Below are 21,878 nucleotides of genomic sequence, written 5' to 3'. Positions count from 1 at the left end.
TAAAGAGATATTTAATGACGACTGACAGCTAGCCTATAGCTAACATATTCACAGAGAAGGGAATATTTGGCAATAAAGCGGATGGTAAGAGTGCCATCCGCAATAAGTGAGAGATGAATTAAAACAAACGCTCTTTAGCTTCAGCAATGGCTGATGCCACCTGCTGTGGTGATACCCCCCCCTTGGCGACACGTTTATCCAGACAGGACTGTAGAGCCAGGATTGGGTATACATCGCCGCTAATAATTGCGCTGAATTTTTGCAAATCCTGCAACGGCAACGCTTCCAGTGCTTTACCCTGACGAATAGCTTCAACCACCGCTTCGCCGACAATATGATGCGCTTCACGGAAAGGCACACCTTTCGCTACCAGATAATCCGCCAATTCGGTCGCATTCGCATAACCCTGCTCGGCAGCTTCTTTACAACGTGGACGTTTTACCTGAATACCATCTAATACCAGCGCCGCCATATGCAGACAATCCAGCCAGGTATCCAATGCGTCAAACAGCCCTTCTTTATCTTCCTGCATATCTTTGTTGTAAGCCAAAGGCAGGCCTTTCAACGTCATCATCATTCCGGTCAATGCGCCTTGTACACGGCCACATTTACCCCGAATCAGTTCCAGCGCATCCGGGTTTTTCTTCTGAGGCATCAGGGAGGAGCCTGAAGTGACGCGGTCAGATAAATCGACAAAGGCCGCTTCGCCACTGTTGAAGAAAATCAAATCTTCGGCAAAACGAGAGAGATGAACCATACCAATACTGGCATTTGACAGTAATTCCAGCACATGGTCGCGATCGGAAACGCTATCCAGACTGTTGCGGGTCGCAGAAGCAAAACCCAACCAACCGGCCAGCTGTTCACGATCGATGGCGTAAGCGGTGCCCGCCAGTGCGCCACAGCCCAATGGACTCACGTCCAAACGCTTTAAAGTATCTTGCAACCGACTTTCATCCCGAGCCAGCATTTCGCTGTAAGCCAAACACCAGTGAGCAAAGGTCACCGGCTGAGCCCGTTGCAAATGGGTATAACCCGGCATAACCGCGTCCTGATTGGCTTCCGCAGTGATAACCAACGCCTGTTGCAGCTGGCGTACCGCCGATTGCAGCTCAGTCACTTGGAATTTGCACCACAGTTTCAAATCGGTAGCGACCTGATCGTTACGGCTACGTCCGGTATGCAGCTTTTTACCTAAATCGCCAACTTTGGCAATCAATTTAGTTTCTACCCAGCTATGAATATCTTCCGCATCGCTAGTCAGAATGGCTTGTGGGTCAGCCTGAACCTCTTCCAATAATACGGTCAATGCCTGTTCGAGCTGCCATTGCTCTTCGGCGCTCAACACGCCTACGGTAACCAGCGCTTTTGACCAGGCAACAGAGCCGACAATATCCTGTTCTGCCAATCGGTAATCAAACCGCAGGGAATCGTTAAATTGCTTAAACCGCTGATCTGCTGCCTGACTGAACCGTCCGCCCCACAATGCCATAACTTGATTTCCTTAAACTGATAAACCTGATAAACCTGATAAAACGATGCTCAAACAGTGAGATGCGAGCGCAAACAGAGCCACGCTCGCAAAGCTCGCCGCATTACTTCTTCGCGTTCAATGCACGAATACGGGAAGACAATGAGAACAGACGGATAAAGCCGCCGGCGTGGCTGTGATCGTAAACTTCATCTTCGCCGAAAGTAGCAAACTCTTCGGAATACAGGCTGTTAGAAGATGTTTTCTGAATCGCAGTCACCTGACCTTTATACAGTTTTAGAACCACTTCACCGTTAACTTCCTGCGCCAACACTTCAGCCGCAGCCTGCAATGATTGACGCAACGGGGCAAACCAACGGCCATCGTAAACCACGTAGGACATTTCCAGGCCTAACTGCTCACGCCATTTAAAGCTATCGCGATCCAGCACCAGTTGCTCAACCCCACGCAGCGCAGCCATCATGATGGTGCCTCCCGGGGTTTCGTAACAACCGCGGGATTTAATACCGACCAGACGGTTTTCTACGATATCGATACGGCCAATACCGTGTTTAGCGCCCAGCGTATTCAACGCATCCAGACATTGGAACGGACTCATAGCTTTGCCATTAACCGCAACCACTTTGCCTTTTTCAACGGCAACGGTGACCAGTTCAGGCTCGTCCGGCGCATCTTCTGGCGCTACGGTCCAAACCCAGCAATCTTTGTTCGAAGCGTTAGCCGGGCTTTCCAACACGCCGCCTTCGGTAGAGATATGCCACGCATTCTCGTCACGGCTATAGATTTTTTCCAAGGATGCCGTAGTCGGAATATCACGCTCTTTCAGGTAATCCAGCAGCGCTTCACGGGAACGCAGATCCCACTCACGCCAAGGCGCAACCACTTTCAGCTGTGGTGCCAGCGCGGTATAAGTGCTTTCGAAACGTACCTGATCGTTACCTTTACCGGTCGCACCGTGGGCTACCGCATCAGCACCCAGTTTCAACGCCAGCTCAACCTGAGCTTTAGCAATCAACGGACGTGCCATTGAAGTCCCTAGCAGGTAAGTACCTTCGTACAGAGCGCCCGTTTGCAGCACTGGATACACGTAATCTTTGATAAATTCTTCACGCAGGTCAGCCACATAGCAGGCTGAGGCACCAGTTCGCAGCGCTTTTTGTTCTATACCTTCCAGATCGGCACGTTCCTGACCGATATCCGCAACGAAGGCAATCACTTCGCAGTTATCATAGTTTTCTTTCAGCCATGGAATGATTGCCGAAGTATCTAAGCCGCCGGAATAAGCCAGAACAATTTTGCTGATGCCTTTAGTTTGCATTTTAATTTCCTTGAATCTCAATTCAGATAAAACAATAGAAGAAGAATCTGTAATCACCAGAGCGACGAAGCTCAGGCCAGAATACGTGTACCTATCGGTACACCGTTAAACAGAGCAGGAAGCTGGTCAGCATGACGCCAGCTGGCAATATCCACCGGGCGCCCCAGTGAACGAGCTGCATCCAACGCCGCGTTCACTTTCACTACCATACCGTCAGTGATAATGCCCTGAGCAATCAGTTGTTCTGCTTTTTGCGCCGTCATTTCGGCAATGCGTTGCCCTTTGCCATCCAGAATGCCGCTGACATCAGACAACAGGATCAAATCCGCGCCTAAGGTAGCCGCCAGCGCGGTTGCCGCCTGATCCGCATTCACATTCATTAGCTCGCCATCGGCGGTAATACCGATAGAGCTAATGATTGGCATGTAGTTAGCAGCCAGTAAGGTTTGTACTAACGTCGCTGAACCCGGTTGAGCACGTCCAACGTGACCTAACTCCGCATCCAGCGTCGTAACGGTGACCGTATTACCATCGCCCAAACACAGGCCAACGGCGGCAATATGATGTTTCACCGCCCAAGCTAACAGGGTTTTATTGGCAGTCCCCGCCAGCGCGCCGGTGATGATGTCGATCTGGTCTGCTGGCGTCACCCGCAGGCCATTTTTCTTCACGACCGGCAGAGTCAGCTTTTTCATCAAGTCGTCTACCAGACAGCCGCCGCCATGCATAATGACCAGCGGACGCTGATGCTTTTCGCGGTAAGTTACCAAGGCATTAAACAGGCGCTCCAACGCCTCTTCGCTGTCTAATAACACCCCACCTAATTTAATGACTAACGGATTCATCATGGTCTGCGCCTCAATTGCGTCTTAAAAATATAGGGGTGAGCGAAAATACGTTGCGGGAGAATTTCGCTACCGTCCCTGATTAAAGCAAAGCCTGAGTTTCCGGGAAACCAAAGCGTATATTCATGCACTGAACGGCCTGAGCTGCCGCACCTTTCAGCAGGTTATCTTCCGTCGCGACCACAATCAGATGCTCGCCCTGAACCGAGAAGCCGATATCGCAAAACGGTAACCCAACCACGGCTTTCAGCGCGGGAACGCCCTGCTGATATAAACGTACCAGAGGTTTATCCTGATAGGCGTTGTGATAGGCCTCGGCGATATCCTGTGCGGTGACGCCAGCTTTTAGGCGACAGGTAATGGTAGCCAGAATGCCGCGGGCAAAATTCCCCAGATGCGGAGTGAAAATGACCGGCATACCCAAATGAGCCACAATTTCAGGTTGATGACGATGCGTAAACAAGCCGTAAGGCTGCAAACTGACTTCACAGAAGCTGTTGCCAACGCTGGCTTTACGCCCCGCGCCGCTCACACCGCTTACCGCATTAATCACTGGCCACTGTTCCTGATTCAGCAAACCGTTTTCTACCAGAGGCTTTAACGCCAGCTGGGATGCCGTGGGATAACAACCCGGCACGGCAACCAACTGAGCCTGTTTAATTTTATCCGCCTGCCATTCCGCCAGGCCGTAAACTGCCTGATCCAGCCATTCGGCATGCTGATGTTCAAAACCGTAATAAGTGGTATAGAAATCAGGGTCCTGTACGCGATACGCGCCGGACAAATCGAATACTACGCAGCCAGCGGCTAGAAATTGCGGGGCCAAATCATGGCTAACTTCATGAGCGGTTGCCAGAAACACCACATCCACGTTTTTCGCAGCCTGAGCCACATCAACCAAGGGTTGCAGCGGTAAATCGATGATGCCTTTTAACTGCGGGTGCAGATCGGAAAGCAATTTTCCTGCATCTGTACTTTGCGCTGAAACCGTTAAACCGGTTATGTTCATATGTGGGTGACGATTCAGGTAAGCCGTAAGTTCAGCTCCGGCATAACCGCTGGCACCAACAATCAGCGTATTCAACATGGATTCAGTTCACCTTCTGACTAACTGTACATAAGTACGCAAAACGAGTTGCAGGGTTTATCAGCAAGTTTTTACTGTTTCCCTACGCGATTGAGCATTGACATTTTCGTAAATTCAAGGGCGTTTCTGGTTCCCTTACGCTCATGCTTGCTGTATTTTCATTCAAATAGTTATTCACAATAACTGCATGAATATTGATACTACCCTAACCAAAGGCTGTCAACAGTGAAGATGAAATTACCTCCATTTATTGAGCTGTACCGGGCATTAATCGCAACGCCCTCTATTAGCGCAACCGATAGCGCTCTGGATCAAAGTAATGAAGCGTTAATCAACTTGTTGGCCGAATGGTTTAGCGAATTAGGTTTTCGCGTGGAAATCCAGCCAGTGCCAGAATCCCGCAACAAATTCAACCTGCTGGCCAGCATTGGTGAAGGCAGCGGCGGGCTACTACTGGCGGGTCATACCGATACCGTACCTTACGATGAAGGCCGCTGGACGCGCGATCCGTTCACTTTGAGCGAACATGACAACAAGCTGTACGGTTTAGGTACTGCGGATATGAAAGGCTTCTTTGCCTTTATTCTGGATGCGGTGCGCGATATCGACGTCAGTAAGCTGACCAAACCGCTGTATATTCTGGCTACCGCTGATGAAGAAACTACGATGGCCGGAGCGCGTTATTTTGCGGCTTCCACTCAACTACGCCCCGACTTTGCCATTATCGGCGAGCCAACCTCGCTGAAACCCGTGCGTGCCCATAAAGGCCATATTTCTAGCGCTATTCGCATCGTGGGTCAGTCCGGTCACTCCAGCGATCCGGCGCGCGGCGTCAACGCCATAGACCTGATGCATGAATCCATCACCCATTTGATGGCGCTACGCAACACATTGCAGGAGCGTTACAACAATCCAGCCTTCAATATTCCCTACCCCACCATGAACTTCGGTCATATCAACGGCGGTGACGCAGCAAACCGTATTTGTGCCTGCTGTGAATTACATATGGACATTCGCCCGCTGCCAGGGCTGACGCTGAGCGATTTAAGCGAATTGATGAATGAAGCGCTGGCGCCAGTGAGCCAACGCTGGCCGGGCCGCTTGACCATCGACGAGCTACACCCACCGATTCCGGGTTACGAATGCCCAACCGATCACCATATGGTGGCGGTGATTGAGAAACTGCTGGGCAGCCGTACCGAGGTGGTGAATTACTGCACCGAAGCGCCGTTTATTCAGCAGGTATGCCCGACGCTGGTGCTTGGCCCCGGCTCGATTAATCAGGCACATCAGCCAGATGAATATATCGACACCGCGTTTATTGAACCCACCCGCCAGCTGATTTCCCAGTTGGTCGATCACTTCTGCCAGCAGTAAGAAAACTGCCCGAACGCATGTGTTTTCAGCTAAGCACGTGTTATCAGATAAAAAAGTGGATGGGAGATAACCGCCCATCCACGGATAACCCATTTCGATCAATATCGATGATTAGCCAGACTGATAACCTGCGACCAGTAATTAAATTTCAGAAATACCCCCAATTTTGATGTTTTTTTGCTAAAAATAGTGTCAATTGGGTTATTGGAATTGAACGCGGCGAGATTCGTAATCAGTCTCAGCCTCTTGGGTGAAATTAATTTACAAAAAGAAACCATAAAAGGTTATACCCCTAATTATTGGGTTATAGACAAGTGGCCAACAAACGCATCCGATGAGCTGACTCTGGTCAGCCATTCAGATGAGTAAGCGTAACCAACATGTCTGTCGCCTCAAATACGCAGGGTATATATGGGTCAGGGGTCATATGAACGAACAATATTCCGCAATGCGAAGTAACGTCAGTATGCTCGGCACACTACTCGGAGACACAATTAAGGAAGCGCTGGGCGAGCACATCCTTGACCGGGTAGAAACCATTCGTAAGTTATCTAAATCTTCACGAGCCGGTAATGAAGCGCACCGTCAGGAGCTGCTTTCAACGCTGCAAAACCTTTCTAACGACGAGTTATTGCCCGTCGCTCGTGCGTTTAGCCAGTTTCTTAATCTGACGAACACCGCTGAGCAATACCACAGCATTTCGCCTCATGGCGAAGCAGCAAGTAATCCAGAAGCCTTGGCCCAGCTGTTTAACCGTCTGAAAGATAAGAATCTGAGCAATAAGGATATGTGCAAAGCGGTGGATGAACTGTCCATAGAACTGGTTCTTACTGCACATCCAACCGAAATTACCCGCCGTACTCTGATTCATAAACTGGTCGAAGTGAATACGTGCCTGAGCCAGTTGGATCATAATGATTTAGCTGATTACGAACGCAACAAGATCATGCGCCGTTTACGGCAGTTAGTCGCACAATCCTGGCATACCGACGAAATTCGCAAATTACGTCCGTCACCTATCGACGAGGCCAAATGGGGTTTTGCCGTTGTTGAAAACAGCCTGTGGGAAGGGGTTCCGGCTTTCCTGCGGGAATTCAATGAGCAGTTAGAAAATTCTCTCGATTATCGACTGCCGGTGGAAGCGGTACCGATTCGCTTTACCTCATGGATGGGCGGCGACCGCGACGGCAACCCGAACGTTACCGCCGAAGTCACCCGCCACGTTCTGCTACTGAGCCGCTGGAAAGCGACCGATCTGTTCCTGCGCGATATCCAGGTGTTGGTTTCCGAGCTGTCGATGTCAGAATGTACGCCGGAACTACGCAAACTGGCCGGCGGCGAAGAGGTGCTGGAACCTTATCGCGAATTGATGAAACGAATTCGTGCCCAGCTAATCAACACCCAGACTTATCTGGAAGGCCGCCTGAAAGGCGAGCGTGTATTACCACCGGAAGATCTGTTGATCAGCAATGAACAGCTGTGGGAACCGTTGTATGCCAGCTATCAATCGCTAAAAGCCTGCGGGATGGAAATTATCGCCAACGGACAGTTGCTGGATACGCTACGCCGCGTGCGCTGCTTCGGCGTGCCGCTGGTACGTATCGACGTTCGTCAAGAAAGTACCCGTCACACTGATGCTATTGCCGAACTGACTCGCTATTTGGGTCTGGGTGATTATGAAAGCTGGTCAGAATCAGATAAACAGGCGTTCCTGATTCGCGAACTGAACTCCAAGCGCCCGCTGGTGCCATTAAAGTGGGAGCCAAGTGCTGAGACTCAGGAAGTACTGGAAACCTGTCGGGTCATCGCCGAAGCGCCGGAAGGCTCCATCGCCGCTTACGTGATTTCTATGGCGAAAGTCCCTTCTGACGTACTGGCCGTGCATTTGCTACTGAAAGAAGCCGGTTGTCCATTCACTCTGCCGGTTGCGCCGCTGTTTGAAACACTCGACGATCTGAATAACGCCGATGACGTGATGAAACAGTTGCTAAGCATTGACTGGTATCGCGGCCTAATTCAGGGCAAACAGATGGTTATGATCGGTTATTCCGATTCTGCCAAAGACGCAGGCGTCATGGCCGCTTCGTGGGCGCAGTATCGTGCCCAAGATGCCTTAATTAAAACCTGTGAGAAAGCCGGTGTCGCTTTGACGCTGTTCCACGGCCGCGGTGGTTCTATCGGTCGCGGTGGCGCACCTGCTCATGCGGCGTTGCTCTCTCAGCCTCCGGGCAGCCTGAAAGGTGGCCTGCGCGTAACCGAGCAAGGCGAAATGATTCGCTTTAAATTCGGTTTACCTGAAGTCACCATCAGCAGTCTGGCGCTGTACGCCGGGGCGATCTTGGAAGCCAACCTATTGCCACCGCCGGAGCCGAAGAAAGAGTGGGTTGAAGTCATGGATCTGCTGTCTGAGGCATCCTGCGATATGTATCGCGGCTATATTCGTGAAAATCCTGACTTTGTGCCTTATTTCCGTGCAGCAACGCCGGAACTGGAATTGGGCAAATTGCCGTTAGGTTCTCGCCCAGCGAAACGCCGCCCGAACGGCGGTGTGGAAAGTCTGCGCGCCATTCCGTGGATTTTCGCCTGGACGCAAAACCGCCTGATGCTGCCAGCCTGGCTGGGTGCCGGTGCTGGTTTGCAAAAAGCCATTGATGCAGGAAAACAGGAAGAGTTGGCAACCATGTGCCGCGATTGGCCATTCTTCTCCACCCGTATCGGCATGCTGGAAATGGTCTTCGCTAAAGCCGATCTGTGGCTGGCTGAATATTACGATCAGCGTTTGGTAGACAAAAAGCTCTGGCCGTTAGGTAAGCAATTGCGCGATCAGCTCGCCGCCGATATTAACGTGGTGTTAACCATCGCCAATGACGATCATTTGATGGCCGATTTGCCGTGGATTGCCGAATCTATTGCGTTACGCAACGTTTATACCGATCCATTGAACGTGCTGCAGGCGGAATTACTGCACCGTTCCCGTCAGCAGGAACATCCGGATGCGCGCGTTGAACAGGCGTTGATGGTGACGATTGCTGGCGTCGCCGCAGGTATGCGTAATACCGGCTAGTTTCTGATGGGGGAGCCATCCCTCACATGATGAAATAGCGGAATCGCTATCGTAAATACGACAAAGGGGCTAATTAGCCCCTTTTGTATGTTGAAATCTATAATGCCGATAATAAGTTAAGGCCTAACACCCAGAGTATGGCAAATGGCGTAGCTCATTTCTGCCCGATTCAGGGTATAGAAATGGAAATCCTTCACTCCTTCGCGGCTCAGAATTTTCACCATATCCATAGCAATAGAAGCGCCCAGCATTTTGCGCGTCTCAGGGTCGTTATCCAACCCTTCAAATACGCTGGTCATCCAATGAGGAACGCGCACATTGGTCATGGTGGCAAAGCGCTGTAACTGTTTAAAGTTGGATACCGGCAAAATTCCCGGCACGATTTCTACGTCAATTCCCGTCGCCACACAGCGATCGCGAAAACGCAGGTAACTTTCTACGTCGAAGAAAAACTGAGTAATGGCACGGTTAGCACCGGCATCAATCTTACGCTTAAGATTAATCAAATCCGCCTGAGCGCTCTTAGCCTCTGGATGTACTTCCGGATAAGCCGCCACGGAAATATCAAAATCGCCGACGTCTTTCAGCAAAGCAACCAGATCGGTAGCATACATTTCCGGCTTACCGCTGCCCTCAGGCAAATCACCGCGTAACGCCACAATATGACGAATGCCATTGCGCCAGTAATCCTGCGCAATCTCACGCAGCTCACCCGCCGAAGCGTCAATGCAGGTCAAATGCGGAGCAGCATCCAGACCGGTACGCTCTTTAATGTCTTTAATAATGCTGTGAGTACGATCGCGCTCACCGGAGTTGGCGCCGTAAGTCACTGAAACAAATTTAGGTTTTAGAGTGCTTAAGCGGTCAATCGAGCTCCACAGGGTGTCTTCCATCTCGCTGGTACGCGGCGGGAAAAACTCGAAAGAGACGTTAATCTGACCCTGCAACTCTGCCAGACTCTGATTCAGCGCTTCCCGCTGGTTTGCGTGAAAAAAACTCATACCCTGTCTACCTCGTCACCCATCGTTATCGATATTGCGGTTTAGTTTCTCCGCATTTACCATTCTAAGCGTCCATACGTTTAGACGTCTAGATAGAAAATGACCGATCTTATCGCTAGAGTCAACGCTTATATCAGTTTAGCCCGATGATTAATCTTCACTCGGTACACGCAGGAAATTCATGTGGATAAACACGGGAAAATATGCTCGAAATGAGCCGCGGTGGAGAGGGGGAATAACAGAAGATTGGTATGAATAGCAGGCCGCTAGTCAGATAGAAATTCTGAATAACGACCTGCCAGAAGTACGATTACAACAGCTGAGATAAACGGTTCAAATCGGACTGGATAGCGCCGGCGGTTACGTCTCGCCCCGCTCCCGGCCCGCGAATCACCAATGGATTGTCACGATACCAACGACTTTCAATGGCAAACACATTATCGCATGGCAATAACGAGGCCAGCGGATGTTCAGGTCGAACGGCTTCCACACCAACTCGCGCTTTACCATTGGCGTCAAAACGCGCGACGTAGCGTAATACCAGCCCCATTTCGTTAGCCGCTTCCAGACGCTGAATCATTTGCTGATTTAACGCTTCGCCATTTTCGAAGAATTGATCGACAGAACCTGTCTCAGTACCTGCGGGCACCAGTGACTCGACCCGCACTTGATTAGGTTCGATGTCGTAACCCGCTTCGCGAGCCAGAATCACCAGTTTGCGCATGACATCCTGACCGGAAAGATCGACGCGCGGATCGGGTTCGGTTAATCCTTGCTGCCACGCCTGATCCACCAGCTCGGTGAAAGGCACTGTGCCGTCAAACTGTAGGAACAGCCAAGATAAAGTACCGGAGAAAATGCCGCTAATTGCCAGAATGCTGTCACCACTATCGCGCAGATCCCGCACCGTATGGTTGACCGGCAAACCGGCACCCACGGTGGCGTTGTACAACCAATGACGACCCGTTTTGGCGAAAGCATCGCGAATCTGTCGATAAGTATTGCTGCTGGATGCGCCCGCCAGTTTATTGGCGCTAATCACGTGGAAACCATAGCTGGCAAAGTCCAGATATTGCTCCGCCAGCGACTGGCTGGCCGTAACATCCAATACCACCAAATCATCGAATGGATGCGCACGCATCCACAGGAAAAGTGACTCTTCATCCTGCTCTTTGGCTTCATCATCGTAGAAAGCCAAGGTGCGACTGGCATCCAGCCCGTCGTAACTCAGTAAGCTGCGGCGGCTATCAACCACACCTGCCAGTACAAATTCGAATCCGCTACGAGCTGAAATGTTTTTTTGTTCGCGAGCAAAAAGCTCCAGCCAGCGAGCACCAATATTACCTTTGCCAAACAGCATCAGCCCGATACGTTTTTCCGCTCGGAACAGAGTCTGGTGCAGGCCTTGAATCAAATGTTCAGTTGGCCCCAGACGCAGTACCGCAACGATGCTGATACCGTCTTCTGCCTGCCAGATAAATTCAACCGGCTGATCTTTAAGCTGTTGATAGAAACGATGGCTGTGCAACGGATTCTTGCAAACGCCTGCGCCCACTAATGCCACCAGTGCCAAACCTTCCCGTAGCGATAATTTTCCCGGCAATGTGGCGTCTTCCAACACCCGCAGGGCGCTATTGACGACTTCTGAGGTATAACAAAGCTGCAATAGGTTACGATCGGGATGAATACCCGTAGCTAACGGCTTGATTTGTGAGCGCTTCAGCAGCAGGTCTATCTCTTTTTGCGCCAGCGAGAAATCGTGGTGGCTGGCTATCTGCAATTCAATCAGGCAGACATCATCATGACTGGTCACTATTTTCGCACCGGTGCCTGATGCCAGCACGCGTTCAATGCGAGTGGAGCCTTGCTCCGGCTGGTAGCTACAGCGCAGCTGCAAATCGATATCACTACCAGAAACCGGCTGCAAAGTACGCGTATGCAATACCGGCGCAGCCAGACGCGCCAGCTCGCTGGCTTCATCCAAACGCAACAACGGCAACAAACAGGCATCTTTAACTTTGCGCGGATCGGCGCTGTATACACCAGCGACGTCACTCCAGATGGTTACGCGCTCGGCGGCGGCCAAAGCCCCAACCTGAGTTGCCGAATAGTCACTGCCATTACGACCAAGAAGTACGGTTTCACCAGCATCATTACGCGAGATAAAACCGGTGACCACTAAACGTTGATGAGGATGTTGCGCCAACAACTGCTGCAGCAACGGATAAGATCGCCCTTCGTCGATCTGTGGCTGTGCCGCCCGCTCTGCCCGCAGGAACCTACGCGCATCCAGCCAAGTGGCATCCATATCTTGCTTTCGCAGTACCGCCGACATCAGGCGCGCTGACCAGATTTCTCCATGGCCAACCACTTCGGCATAAATAGCATCGTCAACGCGATTATCCAATAATCCAGCCAGACGCTCTAGATCCTGAATAAAGGATGCAATCAACGGTTCGGCGGCCTCCGGCGGCAATAATCCATTAATCAAATCCTGCTGATAGCGACGCAGCGCTTGCTGCACCTGATGCGCAGATAAACGATCGCTTTGGCTTAGTTTTAGCCAGTTTATCAATTGGTTGGTCGTACTGCCTGCGGCAGATACCACCATTAAATCACCCGGTTTACTGTAGTTGGCCATAATTTCGGCCACTCGCAGGTAACACTTCACGTCAGCAAGGCTGCTACCACCAAATTTATGCAGTTGACGACCAGTTACCGCCCCTGCTACCGCTATTGCATTCATGCTTACCTCGTTACCGCCAACCGGAAGGCATTTTCCAGATCGGCAATCAAATCTTCGCTGTCTTCAATACCCACGGAAATGCGTAACAAGCTGTCGGTGATACCCGCAGCAGTCCTTGCTTCCGCCGCCATACCCGCGTGAGTCATGGTAGCGGCATGGGAAATCAGGCTTTCCACGCCACCTAATGACTCTGCCAATGTGAATAACTCCAAAGCAGAAAGGAAGCGGCGCAGCACCTGTTCATCTCCATCCAGTTCAAAACTGAGCATCGCACCGAAGCCAGACTGTTGGCGACAGGCAATTTCGTGGCCGGGATGTTGTGGCAGAGAAGGATGATACAGCTTTTTCACTAAAGGCTGCTGTTGTAAATAACCAACAATGTCATCCGCGTTGCGCTGCTGTTGAGCCATTCGCGGTGAAAGCGTTCGCAGACCACGTAATAACAAATAACTGTCGAACGCCGCGCCTGTCACGCCAATATTATTCGCCCACCACGCCAGCTCTACCGCCAGCGCGGGGTCTTTGGCAATCACCGCGCCAGCAACCACGTCCGAGTGTCCGTTGAGATATTTGGTGCAGGAATGGATTACCAAATCGGCACCCAGCGCCAACGGTTGCTGTAATACCGGGCTAAGGAAGGTGTTATCCACCACGGTCAGCGCCCCCACGGCTTGCGCCGCCTGGCAGATGGCTGCAATATCGACCACCCGCAATAATGGGTTACTTGGGGTCTCAATCAGTACCAGCTTGGGTTTTTCCGCCAGCGCACATTTTAACGCCGCTTCATCCCCTTGATCGACAAACAGCACCCGATAGGCACCACGCTTACTCAGACTATCAAACAGACGATAGCTACCGCCGTAGCAGTCATGAGGCGCAACCAGTAAATCGCCCGGCTGCAATAGCGTCGTGCATACCAAATGAATCGCAGACATACCGGAGCCGGTCATAACCGCTCCCGCTCCGCCTTCCAGCTCAGCCAGAGCCCGCTGTACCACGTCGCGCGTCGGGTTACCGCGTCGGGAATAATCGTGCGCTCTGGGCTGATTAAAATCGATAAAATTATAGGTACTGGAAAGGTGAATCGGCGGAACAACGCAGCCATATTGCTCGTCATCATTCAACCCGCTACGGACTGCTATTGTTGCCTGTTTACGTGTCATATTGGTTTCTGCCTGCCGGGACGCTAAAAATGTTACGTCAGATTAGACGCACAACGAATGGACGTCAATACATCTGGACATCTAAACTTCTTTGCGTATAGATTGAGCAATGGAATAATACCCGCTAAAATTATAGCAACTTTAAGTATCATTATGATGTCACGCTGATTTCAGCTATACCCCGCGCAACAATCAGGGTATTAAGCAAAAGGTTGAGTCTATTGATCACGGGCAAATTGCGTCCTTTCAGTGACTCTGGTCGAGTAAAACCGACATTTATTTAGTGAGAACACGGAAGATCGGGCATAATTGGCCGGTTTTCAGAATTTTGTATTTTTCCGACAAATTTAAGGTGTCCCATGGCTGAGTGGAACGGCGAGTATGTCAGCCCTTACGCTGAACACGGCAAGAAGAGCGAACAAGTCAAAAAAATTACGGTATCCATTCCTCTGAAGGTATTAAAAATCCTCACCGATGAGCGGACCCGACGCCAGGTGAATAACCTGCGCCATGCGACCAACAGTGAATTACTGTGCGAAGCATTCCTGCATGCCTTTACTGGGCAGCCGTTGCCGAATGATGAAGATCTGCGTAAAGAACGCAGTGATGAAATTCCTGAAGCAGCGAAGATTATTATGCGTGAACTGGGCGTTGATCCCGACACTTGGGAATATTGATTTCGCAGTCATACCCAAAACAGCGGGTAATATGCTATCGAGACAATCTATCGACCTATCGGCAATAGTCGCCTTCTGTCCGCAGCAGGCGGCTTTATCCTACGTCAGGACATGATTTATATGGAATGACTGATTAGCAGAGCTGGCTCCTGCGATATACACAGTATTTAGGCAGATTGATGATTATTGAGAAGCAGAAATGAAAAAAGGCGCTAAAAGCGCCTTTTTCGTCTGACGGGCAGAGATTACTTCTTAGCACCCGGCACGCTGAAACGCTTGTTGAAGCGGTCAACACGGCCACCGGTAGCAACATCACGCTGCTTGCCAGTGTAGAACGGATGGCATTCGCCACACACGTCCAGATTCAGGTCATGACCAACGGTAGAGTTGATCTTGATTACGTTACCGCAAGAACAAGATGCAGTAACCAATTCGTATTTAGGGTGGATACCTTTTTGCATGGGAAACCTCTAATTTAGGCCGTGTCGCTATCCAGCCCTGTTCCGCCAGACACCACACGTAGTTGATAATAGGATTTGATATCGGATTATATCAAAGGCGGCGAATCATACAGAATTTGAGCAGCCCTCGCAATCGAATCCGCACATTGTGAATCACACAGTGTAAACTGTTCAATCTTTTTTTATCCAGGATGGTGTCATGTCCGTTGTTCAAGTTGCATTGCCGGTACCGCTTGCACGCTCATTCGACTACCGTTTAGGCAGTAATATGAGCAGCCCGGCGATCGGCGGGCGCGTTAGCGTCACCTTCGGCAAACGCAAGGCTATCGGAATCGTGGTGGGTCTTAGCGAAACCAGCGATTTCCCTCTTGAGCAGCTCAAACCTATCGAAGAAATTCTGGATCATGAAAGTTTATTCCCACCAAGCCTGTGGCGTATTTTGCGCTGGGCTGCGGATTACTATCACTATCCCATTGGAGAAGTGCTGTTTCACGCTCTGCCAATATTGCTACGACAGGGGAAACCAGCCCAATCCGCACCACTATGGCAATGGTTTGCTACCGAACAAGGCCGGGCTACGCCGCCGGAAAGTCTGAAGCGCGCCCCTAAACAACAGCAGGCTCTGGCCGCACTGCTACAAAAACCGATTTATCGCCATCAGGTCAATGAACTCGCTCTGACAGAAAGCGCCTTGCAGGCGTTACGCACCAAAGGATTAATCGATCTCCGGGCGCAGGAACCAGCAACCACCGATTGGCGTACCCATTTTGAAGTACTGGGCGACCGGCTGCGCCTCAATACCGAGCAGGCCACCGCCGTGGGTGCAATTCGCAGCGAAGATACTCAGTTTGCCGCCTGGCTGCTGGCTGGCGTCACCGGCTCAGGTAAAACCGAAGTTTACCTGAGCGTGCTGGAAAATATTCTGGCACAAGGGCGTCAGGCATTGATTCTGGTGCCAGAGATTGGCCTGACACCGCAAACCATCGCCAGATTCCGCGAACGCTTTACTGCACCGGTGGAAGTACTGCATTCCGGCTTAAACGATAGCGAACGTTTATCCGTTTGGTTGCGGGCGCGTAACGGCGAATCGGCCATCGTTATTGGCACGCGTTCTGCGCTGTTTACGCCATTTTCTCGCCTCGGCGTCATTATTATCGACGAAGAACACGACAGTTCCTATAAGCAACAGGACGGCTGGCGTTACCACGCACGAGATTTAGCCGTGTTTCGCGCCCGCGAAGAAAATATTCCCATTGTGATGGGTTCTGCCACGCCCGCGCTAGAAACCCTGCATAACGTTCAACTGGGTAAATATCGTCAGTTAACCCTGACTAAGCGTGCCGGTAATGCCAAACCGGCGACGCAGCATTTGCTGGATTTAAAGGGTCTGCCGCTCAAAGTGGGCCTTTCACAGCCGTTATTACAGCGCATGAAAGATCATCTTAAAGCTGATAATCAGGTGATCCTGTTCCTTAACCGCCGCGGTTATGCTCCAGCGTTGCTGTGCCACGAATGCGGTTGGATCGCCGAATGCCAGCGTTGCGATCACTATTACACTTTGCATCAGAATCAGCGTCAGCTGCGGTGTCACCACTGTGACAGCCAGCGTCCGGTGCCTCATCAGTGCCCTCACTGCGGCTCGACCCATATGGTTTCCGTTGGCGTAGGGACCGAACAGTTGGAAAATGAGCTGGCACCGCTGTTCCCAGATGTGCCGATCACCCGAATCGATCGCGATACCACCAGCCGTAAAGGCTCATTGGAACAGGCTTTGGCCGAGGTACATCAGGGTGGTGCGCGTATTCTGATCGGTACGCAAATGCTGGCTAAGGGCCACCATTTTCCCGATGTCACACTGGTGGCATTACTTGATGTGGACGGCGCGCTGTTCTCCGCCGATTTCCGCTCAGCCGAACGTTTTGCCCAACTGTATACACAGGTTTCTGGTCGAGCCGGACGAGCAGGCAAAAAAGGCGAAGTGATCCTGCAAACCCATCATCCGGAACACCCCTTACTGCAAACCCTGCTGCAACGCGGCTACGATGATTTTGCTAAACAGGCTCTGGCGGAGCGCCAAAGCGTTTTTCTGCCGCCTTACACCAGCCATATTATTGTACGCAGCGAAGATCACGATAATCGACAGTCAGCGCTGTTCCTACAACAGCTACGCAATCTACTGGAAGCCAGTCCGATGAAAGATGATGCTCTGTGGATTATGGGGCCAGTACCGGCGCTACAGGCCAAACGCGGTGGGCGTTTCCGCTGGCAACTCCTGCTCCAGCATCCCTCCCGTCAGTTTCTACAAAAATTGATAAAAACCAGCCAACCGCTAATTAATACTTTGCCTCAGGCAAGGAAAGTTAAGTGGACTTTAGACGTCGATCCCATAGACAGTTAGTCTTTAGCTTGTTAATTAATAGATATGGGTGGGGTTACAAGGCAAACGTTTACGGTGTGATCTGCGAGGCATATCGAAAAAAACTACTTAGGTCACATTTTTCATGCAAATTAGGTAACAAATTGACCTCACTATCTGTATAGAATGACGTAAGGCATTAATTTTACCGAGACCACTCGGCTTGGAACGAAAATCATCTCGTCGATCGGGAATCCCATTCGCGTGCGATAAAGCATTAATATTCCGTGCTATTGGTAACAAACTATCTCAAAGCGTTGGTGCTGGCTCGGAGCCAGAGCAAGGAGAAAGGCGTTGGAACATAAGAAAGAATTCAGTATGGCGACCATGAAAGACGTTGCTGAAATGGCCGGAGTTTCAACCGCGACGGTTTCCCGGGCATTAATGAATCCAGAAAAAGTCTCGACCATGACGCGACAGAAAGTGGAGCAAGCCGTCCTCGCCGTGGGTTATTCCCCCCATGCCTTATCTCGAAATATCAAACGCAACGAGTCGCGCACTATTCTGGTCATTGTGCCGGACATCAGCGATCCCTTTTTTGCCGACATTGTTCAAGGTATTGAACAAACCGCCGCTCAACAGGGTTATCTGGTGTTAATTGGCGACTGCGCGCAGCAAACCCAGCAGGAACGCACTTTCGTCAATTTGATTATTACCAAACAGATTGATGGAATGCTGTTACTCGGTTCCAACCTGCCTTTTGATGCCAGTAAAGAAGAACAACGTAACCTTCCGCCGATGGTGATGGCCAACGAATTCGCGCCAGAGCTGGAGCTGCCGACGGTTCATATCGATAACCTAACCGCCGCTTTTGAAGCCGTACATTATCTGCATCAGTTGGGCCATACGCGCATTGCCACCATCGCCGGGCCAGAGACTATGCCGCTGAGCCATTATCGCTTGCAGGGCTACGTACAAGCGCTGCGCCGTAATGGCATTGCCATTGAGCAAGATTATATTTTGCGGGGCGATTTCAGCTATGAAGCCGGTGCCGAAGCCTTTGCCGAACTGATGTCACTGCCGAAACCACCAACGGCAATTTTCTGCCACAACGACGTCATGGCGATCGGCGCTATCTGGCAAGCAAAGAAGATGGGGATTCATATTCCCGAAGATGTATCACTGGTTGGTTTTGACGATCTCAAACTGTCACAATACTGCGATCCGCCATTGACCACGGTGGCACAACCTCGCTACCAAATTGGTCAGCAAGCCATGTTACTATTACTGGAACAGCTACAAGGGAATAACGTTCAAAGCGGTTCCCGACTGTTAGATAGCGAATTAATCATTCGAAACAGTACCTGTAAGCCTAAAAGCTAGGCAAATATTATAGGGTTAAGTAACATGGCTGACTTACTCCAACATCAAAACGCAGCGAAACGATAGTGGCACAAAGAGATTATGTAAGCCGAGGGCGCTCAGGAGCGCGGCGCAAGAGCACCAGCAAGAAGAAAAGCAGTGCTCCAAGAATATCGAAAACCCTAGTGGCGCTAGCCGGCGCCCTGCTGGTGGTATTCGTTGGTGGCCTCTATTTCATTACTCATAACAAACCGGGTGAACTCCCGCTGTTACCCAGCCATGATCCGCGCACGGGCAATGGATTACCGCCTAAGCCGGAAGAACGTTGGAGATATATCAAAGAACTGGAAAATCGTCAGATTGGTGTAACAACGCCAACCGAACCTTCTGCTGGTGGCGGCATCGATGCAAAAACCCAGTTAACCAACGAACAGCGTCAATTATTAGAACAAATGCAGGCCGATATGCGGCAACAACCGACACAACTGTCGGAAGTGCCTTATAACGATGCCACTCAGGTTCCTCGTTCTCAGGTGACAATCAAGCCGCCGGTGGATGTGCAGCAGCAGATTCAGCAACCGGTTAACCAACCGCGCCAGACCGCGCCGGTAACGGCTCCGCCAGCACAGCAGCGGATGTTGCCGTCTAATCCAGCTCCGGTTACTCCGGCGGTAACGCCACCGAAGCCGGGAAAAGAGAAGGAAAAAGAAAAAACTCAGCGCTGGATGTTGCAGTGTGGTTCCTTCAAAGCAATGGATCAGGCCGAATCAGTGCGCGCGCAGCTGGCATTTGAAGGTATTGAGAGCCGGATTACTACCGGTGGCGGTTGGAATCGCGTGGTTCTGGGGCCTTATAGCACCCGCCCTGCGGCAGATAAAATGCAGCAACGATTGAAAGGCGCAGGTGTATCAAGCTGTATTCCCCTCTCTATTGGGGGTTGAAAAGTATCAATCCCCCCCCATTTATAATCTCAATATGCCCCGCGTTGTGTTGAACGACACAATGCGGGGGCTCATTCCGTCTGCAACGAGGGTTCGCTCGTGACAACAATTGTAAGTGTACGCCGAAATGGCCATGTAGTAATTGGTGGTGATGGTCAGGTCACTCTGGGCAATACCGTGATGAAAGGGAACGCTAAAAAAGTTCGCCGCCTATATAACAATAAGGTCATTGCCGGTTTTGCAGGTGGCACCGCTGACGCTTTCACTTTATTTGAACTCTTTGAGCGCAAACTGGAAATGCATCAGGGTCATTTGACCAAGGCCGCCGTTGAGTTAGCCAAAGACTGGCGTACTGACCGCATGCTGCGCAAACTCGAAGCACTGCTGGCAGTCGCGGATGAAACCGCTTCGCTTATCATCACCGGTAACGGTGACGTCGTGCAGCCAGAAGATGATCTGATCGCTATCGGCTCCGGTGGGCCATACGCTCAATCCGCTGCGCGCGCGCTACTGGAAAACACAGAATTAGGTGCTCGGGATATCGTTGAGAAATCACTGAGTATTGCGGGGGATATTTGTATCTATACCAACCGCTTCCAAACTATTGAAGAATTAACTTACAAGGCGTAAGGATAGAATATATGTCTGAGATGACCCCACGCGAAATCGTCAGTGAGCTTGATAGCTATATCATTGGCCAGGACAAAGCTAAGCGCGCAGTGGCGATCGCCCTGCGTAACCGCTGGCGTCGTATGCAGCTTAACGAAGAGCTGCGCCATGAAGTTACCCCAAAAAACATTCTGATGATCGGCCCAACCGGCGTTGGTAAAACCGAAATTGCCCGTCGTCTGGCAAAACTGGCGAACGCACCGTTTATCAAAGTTGAAGCCACCAAATTCACCGAAGTTGGCTATGTTGGTAAAGAAGTGGACTCTATTATCCGCGATCTGACCGACGCGGCCGTGAAAATGGTGCGTCATCAATCCATTGAGAAAAACCGTTACCGCGCTGAAGAACTGGCGGAAGAACGTATTCTGGATGTGCTGATTCCACCGGCTAAAAACAACTGGGGCCAGGTTGACGAATCTCAGGAGCCTTCAGCTACTCGTCAGGCATTCCGCAAAAAGCTGCGTGAAGGTCAGTTGGACGATAAAGAAATCGAAATCGATCTGGCTGCCGCACCGATGGGCGTTGAAATCATGGCGCCTCCTGGCATGGAAGAAATGACCAACCAGCTGCAATCCATGTTCCAGAACATGGCCGGTCAGAAACAAAAACCGCGTAAAGTCAAAATTAAAGAAGCATTCAAGCTGTTGATTGAAGAAGAAGCGGCCAAACTGGTTAATCCGGAAGAGCTGAAACAGCAGGCTATCGATGCCGTTGAACAGCACGGTATCGTGTTCGTGGATGAGATCGATAAAATCTGTAAGCGTGGCGAAACCTCCGGCCCGGATGTCTCCCGCGAAGGTGTGCAGCGTGACCTGTTGCCGCTGGTTGAAGGCTGTACCGTTTCGACCAAGCACGGTATGGTGAAAACCGATCATATTCTGTTCATCGCTTCCGGTGCTTTCCAGGTTGCCAGCCCGTCAGATTTAATTCCTGAGCTTCAAGGTCGTCTGCCAATCCGCGTAGAGCTACAGGCACTGACCACCGAAGATTTTGAACGCATTCTGACCGAGCCTAGCGCTTCTCTGACCGAGCAGTACAAAGCGCTGATGGCAACCGAAGGCGTTACTGTCGATTTTACATCAGAAGGTATTCGTCGCATCGCAGAAGCCGCATGGCAGGTTAATGAGCGTACCGAAAATATCGGTGCCCGCCGTCTGCATACCGTTCTGGAACGTTTGATGGAAGATATTTCCTTCGATGCCAGCGAAAGTAACGGTTCATCCGTGACTATTGATGCTGAATACGTTGGGAATCATCTGGATGAGCTCGTAGCAGATGAAGATCTGAGCCGATTTATTCTATAATTCGGTTCTATTAGC

General features: G+C 51.0%; 16 protein-coding genes. 8 read left to right on the top strand and 8 right to left on the bottom strand.

Annotated features, from left to right (window positions below; genetic code table 11):
* Nucleotides 1-118: 118 nt before the first annotated feature.
* The 4 genes from argH to argC form a co-directional block, all read right to left on the bottom strand.
* The gene (gene argH, locus AD970_RS16700) at nt 119-1,492 is read right to left on the bottom strand and encodes an argininosuccinate lyase (protein WP_049601615.1); all 1,374 of its coding nucleotides are present in this window, start codon (nt 1,490-1,492) and stop codon (nt 119-121) included.
* Nucleotides 1,493-1,595: 103 nt separating this feature from the next.
* Nucleotides 1,596-2,810 (bottom strand): argininosuccinate synthase, encoded by a 1,215-nt coding sequence (locus AD970_RS16695; RefSeq protein WP_049601613.1) that lies wholly within the window; start codon nt 2,808-2,810, stop codon nt 1,596-1,598.
* Nucleotides 2,811-2,881: 71 nt separating this feature from the next.
* Nucleotides 2,882-3,658, bottom strand: coding sequence for an acetylglutamate kinase (argB, locus tag AD970_RS16690; protein ID WP_209429087.1), 777 nt, complete (start codon nt 3,656-3,658; stop codon nt 2,882-2,884).
* Between the two features lie 79 nt (nt 3,659-3,737).
* On the bottom strand, nt 3,738-4,742 hold the full coding sequence (gene argC / locus AD970_RS16685) for an N-acetyl-gamma-glutamyl-phosphate reductase (protein ID WP_049601610.1): 1,005 nt from the start codon (nt 4,740-4,742) through the stop codon (nt 3,738-3,740).
* Nucleotides 4,743-4,973: 231 nt separating this feature from the next.
* Between argC and argE the strand changes: the two genes are divergently transcribed.
* Together argE and ppc are read left to right on the top strand one after the other, a co-directional pair.
* Nucleotides 4,974-6,119, top strand: coding sequence for an acetylornithine deacetylase (argE, locus tag AD970_RS16680; RefSeq protein ID WP_049601609.1), 1,146 nt, complete (start codon nt 4,974-4,976; stop codon nt 6,117-6,119).
* Between the two features lie 427 nt (nt 6,120-6,546).
* Nucleotides 6,547-9,183, top strand: a complete 2,637-nt coding sequence (ppc, locus tag AD970_RS16675) for a phosphoenolpyruvate carboxylase (protein ID WP_049601606.1) — start codon at nt 6,547-6,549, stop codon at nt 9,181-9,183.
* A 116-nt stretch (nt 9,184-9,299) separates the two neighbouring features.
* Here the strand turns inward: ppc and metF are convergent, their stop codons facing one another.
* The 3 genes from metF to metB form a co-directional block, all read right to left on the bottom strand.
* Complete coding sequence (gene metF, locus AD970_RS16670) at nt 9,300-10,184, bottom strand: methylenetetrahydrofolate reductase (protein WP_049601603.1); 885 nt, start codon at nt 10,182-10,184, stop codon at nt 9,300-9,302.
* A gap of 310 nt (nt 10,185-10,494) precedes the next feature.
* Nucleotides 10,495-12,930, bottom strand: a complete 2,436-nt coding sequence (locus AD970_RS16665; RefSeq protein WP_049601600.1) for a bifunctional aspartate kinase/homoserine dehydrogenase II — start codon at nt 12,928-12,930, stop codon at nt 10,495-10,497.
* 2 nt (nt 12,931-12,932) lie between these two features.
* Complete coding sequence (metB, locus tag AD970_RS16660) at nt 12,933-14,093, bottom strand: cystathionine gamma-synthase (protein WP_049601598.1); 1,161 nt, start codon at nt 14,091-14,093, stop codon at nt 12,933-12,935.
* A gap of 359 nt (nt 14,094-14,452) precedes the next feature.
* Here metB and metJ point away from each other — a divergent pair, with 359 nt between their 5' ends.
* Nucleotides 14,453-14,770 carry a met regulon transcriptional regulator MetJ gene (metJ, locus tag AD970_RS16655; protein ID WP_049601594.1) on the top strand — a complete coding sequence of 106 codons (318 nt, stop codon included), beginning with the start codon at nt 14,453-14,455 and terminating at the stop codon, nt 14,768-14,770.
* 245 nt (nt 14,771-15,015) lie between these two features.
* Here metJ and rpmE read toward each other — a convergent pair whose 3' ends face one another.
* The gene (gene rpmE, locus AD970_RS16650) at nt 15,016-15,231 is read right to left on the bottom strand and encodes a 50S ribosomal protein L31 (protein WP_049601591.1); all 216 of its coding nucleotides are present in this window, start codon (nt 15,229-15,231) and stop codon (nt 15,016-15,018) included.
* 199 nt (nt 15,232-15,430) lie between these two features.
* Here rpmE and priA point away from each other — a divergent pair, with 199 nt between their 5' ends.
* From priA to hslU, 5 genes are all read left to right on the top strand, one after another.
* Nucleotides 15,431-17,629, top strand: coding sequence for a primosomal protein N' (priA, locus tag AD970_RS16645; protein WP_049601588.1), 2,199 nt, complete (start codon nt 15,431-15,433; stop codon nt 17,627-17,629).
* Nucleotides 17,630-17,941: 312 nt separating this feature from the next.
* A complete protein-coding gene (gene cytR / locus AD970_RS16640) occupies nt 17,942-18,970 on the top strand; it encodes a DNA-binding transcriptional regulator CytR (protein ID WP_049601585.1) in 1,029 nt (342 codons plus the stop codon).
* A 65-nt stretch (nt 18,971-19,035) separates the two neighbouring features.
* Nucleotides 19,036-19,890, top strand: a complete 855-nt coding sequence (ftsN, locus tag AD970_RS16635) for a cell division protein FtsN (RefSeq protein ID WP_049601582.1) — start codon at nt 19,036-19,038, stop codon at nt 19,888-19,890.
* A 99-nt stretch (nt 19,891-19,989) separates the two neighbouring features.
* Nucleotides 19,990-20,520 carry an ATP-dependent protease subunit HslV gene (hslV, locus tag AD970_RS16630; RefSeq protein ID WP_004719528.1) on the top strand — a complete coding sequence of 177 codons (531 nt, stop codon included), beginning with the start codon at nt 19,990-19,992 and terminating at the stop codon, nt 20,518-20,520.
* A gap of 11 nt (nt 20,521-20,531) precedes the next feature.
* Nucleotides 20,532-21,863, top strand: coding sequence for an HslU--HslV peptidase ATPase subunit (gene hslU, locus AD970_RS16625; protein ID WP_049601578.1), 1,332 nt, complete (start codon nt 20,532-20,534; stop codon nt 21,861-21,863).
* Nucleotides 21,864-21,878: the final 15 nt, after the last annotated feature.

It is taken from the genome of Yersinia nurmii, from assembly GCF_001112925.1.
Lineage (GTDB): Bacteria > Pseudomonadota > Gammaproteobacteria > Enterobacterales > Enterobacteriaceae > Yersinia > Yersinia nurmii.
Note: the sequence above shows the minus strand (reverse complement) of the source record. Positions and strands in the feature narration are given on the sequence as shown.